Genomic DNA, 12,160 nt, shown 5'->3' with positions numbered 1-12,160 from the left:
CTCACTCTCTCCCCAGATCACGGTGGCGCACGGTGACCGGAATGCCGGTCTGCGCGGCGAGGCTCTTGGCGACGCGTTCGCTGATCGCCACCGAGCGATGCTTCCCGCCGGTGCAGCCGATGCCGATCATCGCGTAGCCGCGACCTTCGTGGAGGTAGCCCTGTGAGACCGTGTCAAGGGTCGCGGTGTAGCGTTCGATGAACTCCTCTGCCCCGTTCTGACCCAGGACGAAGTCCGCGACGTCGGAGTCGAGTCCGTTGTGTCCGCGCAGGTGCGGAATCCAGTACGGGTTGGGCAGGAAGCGGACATCTGCGATGTGGTCGGCGTCCTTGGGCAGTCCGTATTTGAAGCCGAAGCTCATCACGGTCAGCCGCAGCAGCGGGGTGTCATCGGTGCTGAAGCGCTTGCGCACCTGGGTCGAGAGCTGATGGACGTTGAGTTCTGAGGTGTCGATGATGATGTCGGCCCGGTGTTTGAGCGATTCGAGGGCCGAACGTTCGCCCTCGATCCCCTCCAGCAGCGTCCCTTCGCCTTGGAGCGGGTGGGGGCGGCGAGTGGACTCGAAGCGTCGGACGAGAACCTCGTCGGCTGCTTCGAGGTAGAGGATGCGCAGGGACAGCCCCTGATCGATGAAGTCACTGATCGTGTCTTCGAGCTCCGCATACTTCGCCCGCCCCTTCGAATCGGTGACGATGGCGATCTTGGGCAGGGCCCCATCGGCACGGGCGACGAGTTCGACAAGGGGACGCATCATCTGCGGAGGCAGATTGTCGACGACGTACCAATCCATGTCTTCGAGCACATTGGCCACTGTAGTCCGACCCGCTCCGGACATTCCCGTCACAAGGACGACCTCGATGGGATGGTCGGAGCCGTTCGATTCGGCCTGCGTACTCACACGTCCTCCTTGGGGCTGCGCGGTTGAAGACAGCTGTCGAGGACTACTCTAGAGCAGTTGTCCGCCAGTGGGCTCAGCGCCTGCCGACCCATCGGTCTACGGCCACCATGGCATCAGTCCGCGAGGGCGGCTGCGACCTTCTCCGCGAGAGCCCGGCCGATGCCCTGAACCTCGCACAGTTCTTCGATGCTGGCCGCTCGCACCTTCTTCACGGAGCCGAAATGGCGCAGCAGCGCGGTCCTCTTGGACTCGCCCAGTCCGGAGATGTCATCGAGGACGGAGCTGGTCATCGCCTTGGCCCGCTTCGATCGGTGGTAGCTGATGGCGAAGCGGTGAGCCTCATCGCGCAGGCGCTGCATGAGGAACAGTCCTTCTGAGTTCCGGGGCAGGATGACGGGGAACGGATCGTCCGGTACCCAGACCTCTTCGAGTCGCTTGGCCAGACCGACCACCGAGATGTCGACGATGCCCAGATCGTGCAGGGCCCTGGTGGCCGCCGCGACCTGTGGGCTGGCCCCGTCGACGACAAGCAGGCTGGGACGGTACCCGAACCGCTCATCGGGTTCATCGGAGCTCATCTGCTCGAGATAACGGCTGAAGCGACGTGAGACGACGTCGTACATCGACGCCGTATCATCGCTTGCGGCCTCGCCATGAATGGCGAAGTGACGGTAGTCGCGCTTCTTCACGAGTCCGTCTTCGAACACCACGAGTGAAGCCACGACGTTGGAGCCCTGGGTGTGCGAGATGTCGATGCATTCGATGCGCAGAGGCGCTTCGGGCAGCGACAGGTACTCCTGGATCTCCTTGAGCGCCGTGCTGCGGGTGGTCAGATCGGAGGAACGCTTGAGCTTGTGCTGAAGCAGAGCCTCCTTCGCGTTCTTCGCCACGGTCTCGAGAACAGCCTTCTTCTCTCCGCGTTCCGGAACCCGCACGGTGACTCTGGATCCGCGCTGTTCACTCAGCCAGCTCTCGAGCGAGTCGATATCGGCAGGGACCGTGTCGACGAGGATCTCGCGGGGAATGGCATCCGCATCGAGACCCGTGTAGGCCTGACGCAGGTAGTCGGTGGTGAGTTCGGCCGGACTGTGGTCGTCAGAGCGTTCGATGATCCAGCCGCGCTGACCCCGGATGCGTCCCTGACGGACGTGGAAGACCTGCACCGAAGCTTCGAGCTCCTCGGTGACGAGAGCGAACACGTCGCAGTCTGCGTTGACGGAGAGCACGACTGCCGACTTGTCGAGCACCTTCTGCAGCGCCGTGATCTCATCCCGCAGGCGGGCCGCGCGTTCGTAGTCGAGTTCCTCGGCGGCCGAGGCCATCTCCTTCTGCCGGTAGCTGATGAATCGTCCCGTGTTGCCGGACATGAAGTCAGAGATGTTGCGGGCCAGGTCCTTGTGGCCCTCAACGCTGATCTGTCCCACACAGGGGGCGGCGCATTTGTCGATGTATCCCAGCAGGCAGGGACGGCCGCTGCGTTCGGCTCGTCTGTACACTCCGGCGGTGCAGGTGCGCATCGGAAAGGCCCGCAGCAGGAGGTCGAGTGTGTCCTTGATCGCCCACACCTGGGCAAAAGGTCCGAAGTACTTCACGCCCTTACGACGTTTGCCGCGGGTGATGAAGGCCCGGGGCACTTCGTCGTTCATCGTGATCGCGAGGTACGGGTAGGACTTGTCGTCGCGGAACATGACGTTGAACCGCGGGTTGAATTCGTTGATCCACGTCCACTCCAGCTGCAGCGCCTCGACCTCAGTGTCGACGACGGTCCATTCCACTGAGGCAGCGGTGTGGACCATCGTCGAGGTCCGGGGATGCAGCTGCGCGGGGTTCGAGAAGTACGAGTTCAACCGATTGCGGAGGTTCTTCGCCTTCCCGACATAGATCACCCGCCGGTCGGGGTCGCGGAATTTGTAGACCCCGGCCGAGGTCGGAATGCTGCCCGTGGCCGGGCGGTAGGACGCTGGATCAGCCATCGAGCATCGCCTTGAGGAATCGCCCGGTATGACTCTTCTTATTGACCGCCACCTCTTCCGGCGTGCCCTGGGCGATGATCTTTCCACCGCCTCGTCCGCCCTCGGGACCCAGGTCGATGACATGGTCGGCGTTGCCGATGACATCGAGATTGTGTTCGATGACGATGACCGTGTTGCCCTTCTCGACGAGCCCCTGCAGCACATGCAGCAGCTTCGAGATGTCCTCGAAGTGCAGTCCGGTGGTCGGTTCGTCGAGAACGTAGGCGGTGCGACCGCGGGACCGCTTCTGGAGCTCAGCTGCGAGCTTGACTCGTTGGGCTTCACCACCGGAGAGCGTGGTCGCGGGCTGACCGAGTCGAACATAGCCCAGCCCCACCTCCACAAGGGTGTTGAGGTGCCGGGCGATGGCAGGGATCGCGGCGAAGAACTCGGCACCCTGTTCGATCGGCATCTCGAGCACCTCGGCGATGGACTTGCCCTTGAAGGTCACTTCCAGCGTTTCGCGATTGTAGCGGGCTCCCCCGCAGACCTCGCAGGTGACGTAGACGTCGGGCAGGAAGTTCATCTCGATCTTGATCGTGCCGTCGCCGCTGCAGTTCTCGCAGCGTCCTCCCTTGACGTTGAAGGAGAACCGCCCCGGCTGGTAGCCGCGGATCTTGGCCGATTCGGTCTCTGCGAACAGTCGCCGGATGCGGTCGAAGACCCCGGTGTAGGTCGCCGGGTTCGACCGTGGAGTACGGCCGATCGGTGATTGGTCGACATGGACGACCTTGTCGAGGTTGTCCAGTCCGGTGACTCTCTTGTGCCGGCCAGGCACCCGGGAGGCACCGTTGAGGACATTGGCCATCTGGGTGTAGAGGATCTCATTGACGAGGGTCGACTTGCCCGAACCGGAGACACCGGTGACGGCGGTGAGCACACCGAGTGGGAACGAGACAGAGACGTCACGGAGGTTGTTCTCGACGGCCTTCTCAACCGTGACGACACGGTCTTTGTCTACCGGCCTGCGGGTGGTCGGAACCTGGATGGCTCTGCGTCCGGCGAGATAGTCACCGGTGATGGAGCGATCTGCGGCTTTGAGACCGTCGACGGGGCCCGAGTAGATGACCTCTCCCCCGTGCTCGCCCGCACCCGGACCGATGTCGACGATCCAGTCGGCCGAATAGATGGTGTCTTCGTCGTGTTCGACGACGATGAGGGTGTTACCGAGCTCCTTGAGCTTGTTGAGAGTCTCGATGAGTCGTCGGTTGTCGCGCTGGTGGAGCCCGATCGAAGGTTCGTCGAGGACATAGAGGACTCCGACGAGGCCGGAGCCGATCTGTGTGGCCAAGCGGATCCGCTGGGCCTCACCGCCGGACAGCGAGCCGGCGGGCCGGTCGAGGCTGAGGTAGTCGAGTCCGACGTCGAGGAGGAAGCCCAGACGTGCGTTGATCTCCTTCATCACCTGGGCCGCGACTGCCGCATCGCGAGAGTCCAGTTCCAGCTGTGAGAGGAATTCAGCGGATTCGTCGAGAGCCAGCTCGGAGACCTCGGCGATCGACTTTCCGCCGACCTTGACGGCGAGGATCTCCGGTTTGAGCCGGGCACCGTTGCAGCTCGCACAGGGAATTTCGCGCATGTAGGACTCGTAGCGTTCCCGCGACCATTCCGACTCTGTTTCCTCGTGCTTGCGCTGGATGTACTGGTAGACGCCTTCGAATCCGGTGGAGTAGGTGCGTTCGCGTCCGAACCGGTTCTTGTATTTGACGTGGACTTTGTAGTCCTTGCCGGTCAGGATCGCTGTCTTGTCCGACGTGCGCAGATCCTTCCACGTGGTCTTCATATCGAAGCCGAGTTCGTCGCCAAGACCTTTGAGGAGGCGGTTGAAGTACTTCGTCACCTGTTTTCCACCGGCCCAGGGTGCGATCGCTCCCTCGCCGAGGCTGAGGTCCTCATCGGGAACGACGAGTGTCTCATCGACCTGGAGCCGAGTGCCGATGCCGTCACAGGTGGGGCAGGCACCGAAGGGCGAGTTGAATGAGAACGTGCGAGGTTCGATCTCGTCGATCGCCAGCGGGTGTTCGTTCGGGCACGACATGTGCTCCGAGAAGGTTCGGGTCACGCCTTCGTCGACCATCTCGACATCGATGCGCCCGTCGGCCAGGCCGAGGGCCGTCTCGACGGAGTCGGTCAGTCGTGGGCGCAGACCCGACTTCGACACCAAGCGGTCGACGACGACGGAGATCGTGTGCTTGTACTGCTTCTCCAAAGTGGGAGGTTCGCTGAGGGTGATCTGCTCACCATCGACGATGGCTCGAGAGAAGCCCTTGGCCTGCAGCTCGGTGAAGAGGTCGACGAACTCGCCCTTGCGGGAGCGGACGATGGGAGCCAGCACGAGGAACTTCGTCCGCTCCTCGAGTTCGAGCAGCTGGTCCACGATCTGCTGTGGAGTCTGCTTCGTGATGATCTCACCGCACACGGGGCAGTGCGGTACGCCGATTCGAGCCCACAGCAGGCGCAGGAAGTCATACACCTCGGTGATGGTGCCGACCGTGGAACGGGGGTTGCGGGAGGTCGACTTCTGGTCGATCGACACCGCCGGTGACAGGCCCTCGATGAAATCGACGTCGGGCTTGTCCATTTGGCCCAGGAACATTCGGGCGTATGAGGACAGGGATTCGACGTAACGGCGCTGCCCCTCGGCGAAGATCGTATCGAAGGCCAAGGATGACTTCCCCGACCCCGAGAGACCGGTGAAGACGATCATGGAGTCGCGGGGCAGGGCGACCTCCACGTTCTTGAGGTTATGGGCGCGTGCGCCCTTGACCCACAGAGTGTCGAGATGCGACACGCCTGCAGACTGCTCACCGCTGTTAGTTTTCATCACCTGTCCACTGTATTACTCGGCACTGACATTGCTTGAATGGGGACGGGCGCTGATCTCTCCGACCGCGAGGATCCGGAGCACGATGTCTCCGGCTTCGTCGCTGGCGGGCACGTCCACCTCGGCGTCGATGGCCCAGTCCCTGTTGTCATCGGGATCGGCCAAGGTCTGACGGACGGTCCACGTCTGTGAACCAGGTTCGATCGCGATATATTCCTTGCCTCTGGCCTTCCCGTCGGTGAGGAGGTCGCCGTACTCCTCGTAGAAGTCTTCGATCGCGTCTTCCCAGGTGGTGGCGTCGAAGCCGCTGTCGGCATCGAGACGGCCCAGTTCAGCGTAGTCGGCACGTTCGGCCAGGAGCACCCGGTGGAACAGGGCGTTGCGCACCTCGGCAGTGAAGACTCGCTCGTTGTCTGAGAACTTGCGATCGAGGTCGGGCAGCTCTTCGTCGGCGAAGTCCGTCGGGGACAGCCCCTGCAGGGTGCGCCATTCGTCGAGCAGGGACGAGTCTGTGCGGGCGATCGTCTCCCCCAGCCATTCGATGATGGTCGAGAGCTCCTCCGTCCTGTTGTCGGCGGGCACATTGTGCGTCAGCGCGCGGAACACATCGGTGAGGTAGCGCAGGAGGCTGCCCTCCACCCTGGTGAGACTGTAGTAGCTGACGAACTGGGTGAAGCCCATCGCCTGTTCGACCATGTCGCGCACGATCGACTTCGGTTCGAAGTTCCCCGCTCGCAGCCACGGGTGCACCTCGATGAAGTGCTCGAAGGCGGGATCGAGGACGTCTGCCAGCGGCTTCGGGCCCTCGATCTCGTCAAGGATGGCCATGCGTTCGGGGTATTCGAGGCCATCAGCCTTGAGTTCGGCCAGGGTGTCCTTCTTGAGCCGATCGAGTTGGCCTTTGAGGACGGGAAACGGCACCGGCGTGGTGGATTCGACGAGCGAGACCACATCGAGGGCATAGGTCTCTGACTCCGGGTCGAGCAGTTCGAGTCCGGCGAGCACGAAGGGTGCCAGAGGCTGGTTGAGGGCGAACTGGGGCCCCAGATCGGTGGTCGGGACCAGTTCGTCTCCCTTCGCTTCGATGAGGCCGGCAGAGATGAGAGAGCGACCGATGCTCAACGCTGTGAGTTTGAGGTCGAGGTGACGTTCCCGGCTTTCGTGGGTTTTGTCGATGAAGCGGCTGATCGTGGACACGTCCGATCCCGGGCGGGCGACGAGGTTGAGGATCGTCGAATGGTCGATCTTCATCCGTGAGCGCAGAGATTCGGCCTGGGATTCGATGAGTTTGGTGTAGGTCTCCTCCGACCAGCCCACGAACCCGGCCGGGGCTGATTTCTTCTTGACCTTCTTCTTTTTCTTGTCGGCATTGGCTGCCTTGGCCTCTGCTCGCATGTTCTCGATGACATGTTCGGGAGCCTGCGCGATGACGTAGCCGCGGGTGTCGAACCCCGCGCGACCCGCACGCCCTGCCAGCTGCTGGAATTCGCGGACGCTGAGTTTGCGCATCTTCCGGCCGTCGAATTTCGTCAGGCCCGTCAGCAGCACGGAGCGGATGGGAACGTTGATGCCGACGCCGAGCGTGTCGGTACCTGAGATGACCAGCAGCAGCCCCTTGAGTGCGAGCTGTTCGACCAGCCGGCGATATTTGGGCAGCATGCCGGCGTGGTGGACACCGACGCCGTGCAGGAGCAGTTTGCGCAGGCTCTGTCCGAATCCTTTCGCGAAGGTGAACCCCTTGATGGCTGCTGCGACCGCGGCCTTCTGCTCCTTCGACGCCAGATCGACGGACAGCAGGCCCGTGGCCAGATCGATGGCGCCCGCCTGGGAGTAGGACACGACATAGACGGGGGCTTTGTCGTTGCGCACCAGGGAGCGCAATGTGTCGGAGAGCGTCTCGGTGGAGTACTCGTACTCCAGCGGAACCGGTCGGGTCGCCGAGGTGACGACTGAGCTGTCGCGGCCGGTGGTCTCTTCCATGGTGCGACAGATTTCACTCGTGTCGCCCAGTGTCGCCGACATGAGAACGAACTGCGCCTGTGGCATCTCGAGCAGGGGCACCTGCCATGCCCATCCGCGTGAGGGATCGGCGACATAATGGAATTCGTCCATCACGACCATGCCAGCGTCGACCATTCCGCCTTCGCGCAGAGCCTGGTTCGCCAGGATCTCGGCTGTCGCACAGATCACGGGCGCATCCCCGTTGACGGTGGAATCGCCGGTGATCATCCCGACGTTCTCCGCGCCGAAAGCGTCGATGAGGGAGAAGAACTTCTCGCTCACCAGCGCCTTGAGCGGGGCCGTGTAGTAGGCCCTGATCCCGCGGGTGAATGATTGGTAGAGGGCGAACAGTGCCACGAGGGACTTGCCCGAACCTGTGGGAGTGGCCACGATCGTGTTGTCGCCGGCCAAAATATTGAGGATTGCTTCGTCCTGGGCGGGATACGGTTCGATTCCCAGCTCTTCGCAGTACTGGCCGAATGCCTCATACACTGCGTCTTCATCAGCGAATTCCGCTGGGATCTCCTGCAATCGCACCACAACTATGCACAGACCTTTCCGTTTAGACTGATGTCCATCCTATTGATCGAACCTCAGGAGTTTCAGATGCCGGTTTTCGCTGTCAGCTATGTCTATGGACCAGATACCGACGCCCGGATGGAGTCACGACCTGCACATCGTGCGTGGCAGGCCGATCTGTACGAAACCGGAACCATTTTGGCCTCGGGCCCCTTGGACAGTGATCCGGTCCCCGGAGGTCTGCTGTTGATGCAGGCCGCCGACCGCAGGGAAATCGATGCCCTTCTGGCGAACGATCCCTATGCTTCGATCAGTGTCATCGACGAGACGATCGTTCGGGAGTGGACCCCAGTCTTCGGTCCGTTCTCCCAAGACTGAGTCTAATCTCAGAGGCTTAAGTCTTCGAGGCTTGAGCCTCGGGCCACTTGGCCCACGTGCGCGGGTGTCCCCATTCGGGAGGACACCCGCGCACAGTTGCGCCTGCGGCAACCGGAACGGTCACTCAGTCCTGCGAGTCGTCTGACTCCGCGGAGCTGGAGCTGCGAATAGGGATGCCGTCCTTCTTCATCTTCGCCAAGGAAGCGAGCGTTGCCACAGCCATAGCGAAGACGATGAAGCTCAGCGACAGCCACGTCGGCACCTCGGGGATTGATTGGCCCCAGGACAGGAATTCCCAGTTCGATTCGTGCAGAGCATGGATGAAGAGCTTCACACCGATGAAGGCGAGGATTGCTGCGATTCCGTAATGGAGGTAGACGAGCTTGTCGACGAGGCCTCCGAGCAGGAAGTAGAGCTGGCGCAGACCCATCAGCGCGAAGACGTTCGCTGTGAAGACGAGGAACGTATTCTGGGTGACGCCGAAGATCGCCGGAATCGAGTCGAGTGCGAACATGACGTCCGTGGACCCGATCGCGATGAAGACGATGAACATGGGCGTCCAGTACTTCTTGCCCTCGATCGTCACACGCAGGCTGTTGCCGTGGTACTCGTCGACGACGTTGATCCGTTTGCGCAGGAGTCGGATGAGACCGTTCTCTCCGTCGCCCTCATCTTCATTGCTGAATGCCTGTCGGTAGGCGACGATGAGGAGGAAGATGCCGAAGATGAAGAAGACCTCGACGAAGGCCGTGATGATCGCGGAACCGGCCAGGATGAAGATGCCGCGGAAGACGATGGCGATGATGATGCCCACCATCAGGACTTCCTGCTGGTACTTCCGTGGTACCGAGAAGCTGCCCATGATGATGATGAACACGAACAGGTTGTCGATGCTCAGCGAGTATTCGAGCAGCCAGCCGGTGAGGAACTCACTGCCGTGGGTTGAGTCTCCGATGGCGAAGAGCGCACCGGCGAATACGATGGCGAGGCCGACGTAGAACGCGACCCAGATGCCCGCTTCCTTCATCGACGGTGTGTGAGGACGTTTGATGACGAGGAGGAGGTCGAAGATGAGGATCGCGACGACGACGATGCCTGAGGTGATCATGAACCACGGCGGGATGGCGGACTCACTGCCGGCCGCGGCTTGACCGCCGGCTGCGAGTGTGGAGGACAGGATATCCATGGATGCCTTTCAAAGGTGTCGGTGATGTACCCGTGCCGAAAGTCTCTCCCACGCTATGACCACTGAAGAAGTGGCGGCGTGCGCTCCGTGACCGGATCCTCTGAGGGATCGTGGTGACGAGCACGGATGGACGGGATACTCCCTTTCGCCAGCCACACCAGTATAGTCGTGCGGACGCATGTGCATGAGCACGCGGGTCGAATCAGGCGTGCCCGGCCTGCTTCATCTGCCGCAGTTCCTTCTTGAGATCCGAGAGTTCATCCCTGAGACGTGCCGCGAGCTCGAACTGCAGCTCCGCTGCCGCCGTGTGCATCTGCGAGGTCAGAGACTCGATGAGCTCGGTCAGGTCGGCTGCCGGTGGGCGCAGGGAACCGGACTTGCCTGCAGCCTGACGCTGCTCGTCGGTCAGCGTGGAGTTGTACCCGCGTTTGCCCTTGCCGTAGTCGAATTCGGTCAGCAGCTCACGCGTGTCCGCGTCCTCTCGCTGCAGCCGTTCGGTGATGTCGGCGATCTTCTTGACCAGCGGCATGGGGTCGATGCCGTGTTCCTTGTTGTGCGCGACCTGTATCTCGCGTCGACGATCGGTCTCGTCGATGGCCTCACGCATGGACCGTGTGATCGTGTCGGCATACATATGGACCTGGCCGTTGATGTTACGAGCCGCGCGACCGATCGTCTGGATCAGGGAGGTGGCCGAACGCAGGAAGCCCTCCTTGTCAGCGTCGAGGATGGCCACAAGGGAGACCTCGGGCAGGTCGAGGCCCTCACGCAGAAGGTTGATTCCGACGAGGACATCGAACTCGCCGGCCCTCAGCTCTGTCAGAAGTTCGACTCGGCGCAGGGTGTCGACGTCCGAGTGGAGGTACTGCACTTTCACATCGTGTTCGAGGAGGTAGTCCGTGAGATCCTCGGCCATCTTCTTCGTCAGCGTGGTGACCAGGACTCTTTCCTGAGCATCGACGCGAGTTCTGATCTCGTCGAGCAGGTCGTCGATCTGTCCCTTTGTCGGCTTGACGACGATCTCCGGGTCGACGAGACCAGTGGGTCGGATGATCTGCTGGACGTAGCCATTCCCATTTCCCAGCTCGAAGCTGCCCGGAGTCGCCGACAGATACACGGCCTGTCCGATGCGTTCACGGAACTCGTCGAATTTCAGTGGCCTGTTGTCCATCGCGCTGGGGAGGCGGAATCCGTGTTCGACCAGTGTGCGCTTGCGCGACATGTCGCCTTCGTACATTCCGCCGATCTGAGGGACCGTGACGTGGGATTCGTCGATGACGAGGAGGAAGTCCTCTGGGAAGTAGTCGAGCAGACAGTTCGGTGCCGACCCGGCGGGCCGTCCGTCGATGTGCCGGGAGTAGTTCTCGATGCCGGAGGTGAACCCCATCGACTCCATCATCTCGAGGTCGTAGGTGGTGCGCATCTTCAGACGTTGAGCCTCGAGGAGTTTGTTCTGCGATTCGAACTCGCTCAACCGCGTCTGCAGTTCGTTCTCGATCTCGCTGACGGCTCGCCCCATCCGGTTCTCTCCGGCGACGTAGTGCGAAGCGGGGAAGACGTGGATCGTCTCCTCTTCCCGGACGATCTCGCCAGTCAGAGGATGCAGCGTCTGGAGCGTTTCGATCTCGTCACCGAAGAACTCGATCCGCAGGGCGAGTTCCTCATACTGCGGGATGATCTCGACGGTGTCGCCTCGGACGCGGAAGGTACCACGGGTAAATGCCATGTCGTTGCGTGCATACTGCATCGATACGAAGCGTTTGAGGAGCTCGTCGCGGTCGCACTGCTCGCCCCGTTTGAGGGTCACCATCCGGTCGACGTACTCCTCCGGTGTGCCCAGGCCGTAGATGCAGGACACGGTGGAGACGACGACGACGTCTCGGCGGGTCAGTAGGGAGTTCGTCGCGGAGTGGCGCAGGCGTTCGACCTCATCGTTGACCGAGGAGTCCTTCTCGATGAAGGTGTCGGTCTGCGGGACGTAGGCCTCGGGCTGATAGTAGTCGTAGTAGGAGACGAAGTATTCGACCGCGTTGTTGGGCAGCAGCTGCCGGAACTCATTGGCCAGCTGCGCGGCCAGAGTCTTGTTGGGTGCCATGATCAGGGTCGGTCTCTGAACCTGTTCGATCAGCCAGGCTGTGGTCGCGGACTTGCCCGTACCGGTGGCACCCAGCAGCACGATGTCCCGCTCTCCCTGGTCGAGTCGCTCCGAGATCTCGGTGATCGCAGTGGGCTGATCGCCGGATGGAGAGTATTCGGAGACGACTTCGAACGGGGCGACTGTGCGCGTGACATCTGGCCTGTGGCCGATGGCTGGCAGGGGACGTTCTGAGCTCATGGTCCAA

Annotated in this window: 7 protein-coding genes; 1 reads left to right on the top strand and 6 read right to left on the bottom strand. The window is 61.9% G+C overall.

Features of this window, described 5'->3' with window-relative positions:
* Position 1 precedes the first annotated feature (1 nt).
* The 4 genes from rapZ to HU144_RS12225 form a co-directional block, all read right to left on the bottom strand.
* Entirely contained in the window at positions 2-898 is an 897-nt protein-coding gene (gene rapZ / locus HU144_RS12240) for an RNase adapter RapZ (RefSeq protein WP_235351553.1), read from the bottom strand.
* Positions 899-1,011: 113 nt separating this feature from the next.
* Positions 1,012-2,871 (bottom strand): excinuclease ABC subunit UvrC, encoded by a 1,860-nt coding sequence (gene uvrC / locus HU144_RS12235; RefSeq protein ID WP_235351552.1) that lies wholly within the window; start codon positions 2,869-2,871, stop codon positions 1,012-1,014.
* Positions 2,864-5,734: an excinuclease ABC subunit UvrA gene (uvrA, locus tag HU144_RS12230; protein WP_235351551.1), complete on the bottom strand. Its 2,871-nt coding sequence runs from the start codon at positions 5,732-5,734 to the stop codon at positions 2,864-2,866. Before uvrA ends, uvrC begins: the two co-directional genes overlap by 8 nt.
* A 15-nt stretch (positions 5,735-5,749) precedes the next feature.
* Entirely contained in the window at positions 5,750-8,275 is a 2,526-nt protein-coding gene (locus tag HU144_RS12225) for a DEAD/DEAH box helicase (protein WP_235351550.1), read from the bottom strand.
* 66 nt (positions 8,276-8,341) lie between these two features.
* Here HU144_RS12225 and HU144_RS12220 point away from each other — a divergent pair, with 66 nt between their 5' ends.
* Entirely contained in the window at positions 8,342-8,632 is a 291-nt protein-coding gene (locus tag HU144_RS12220) for a YciI family protein (RefSeq protein ID WP_235351549.1), read from the top strand.
* A gap of 124 nt (positions 8,633-8,756) precedes the next feature.
* Here the strand turns inward: HU144_RS12220 and HU144_RS12215 are convergent, their stop codons facing one another.
* Both HU144_RS12215 and uvrB read right to left on the bottom strand, forming a co-directional pair.
* Complete coding sequence (locus HU144_RS12215) at positions 8,757-9,818, bottom strand: TerC family protein (RefSeq protein WP_235351548.1); 1,062 nt, start codon at positions 9,816-9,818, stop codon at positions 8,757-8,759.
* Positions 9,819-10,020: 202 nt separating this feature from the next.
* Entirely contained in the window at positions 10,021-12,153 is a 2,133-nt protein-coding gene (uvrB, locus tag HU144_RS12210) for an excinuclease ABC subunit UvrB (protein WP_235351547.1), read from the bottom strand.
* Positions 12,154-12,160 lie beyond the last annotated feature (7 nt).

This window comes from Brevibacterium sp. UCMA 11752 (genome assembly GCF_021532235.1).
Classification (GTDB): domain Bacteria; phylum Actinomycetota; class Actinomycetes; order Actinomycetales; family Brevibacteriaceae; genus Brevibacterium; species Brevibacterium antiquum.
This window is presented reverse-complemented; position numbering and strand designations above follow the sequence as displayed.

What these genes read in the sequence shown, in the direction of transcription:
- uvrC (WP_235351552.1), bottom strand. Translation starts at nt 2,871, where the DNA reads ATGGCTGATCCAGCGTCCTACCGCCCGGCCACGGGCAGCATTCCGACC.
- uvrA (WP_235351551.1), bottom strand. Translation starts at nt 5,734, where the DNA reads ATGAAAACTAACAGCGGTGAGCAGTCTGCAGGCGTGTCGCATCTCGAC.
- HU144_RS12220 (WP_235351549.1), top strand. Translation starts at nt 8,342, where the DNA reads ATGCCGGTTTTCGCTGTCAGCTATGTCTATGGACCAGATACCGACGCC.
- HU144_RS12215 (WP_235351548.1), bottom strand. Translation starts at nt 9,818, where the DNA reads ATGGATATCCTGTCCTCCACACTCGCAGCCGGCGGTCAAGCCGCGGCC.
- uvrB (WP_235351547.1), bottom strand. Translation starts at nt 12,153, where the DNA reads ATGAGCTCAGAACGTCCCCTGCCAGCCATCGGCCACAGGCCAGATGTC.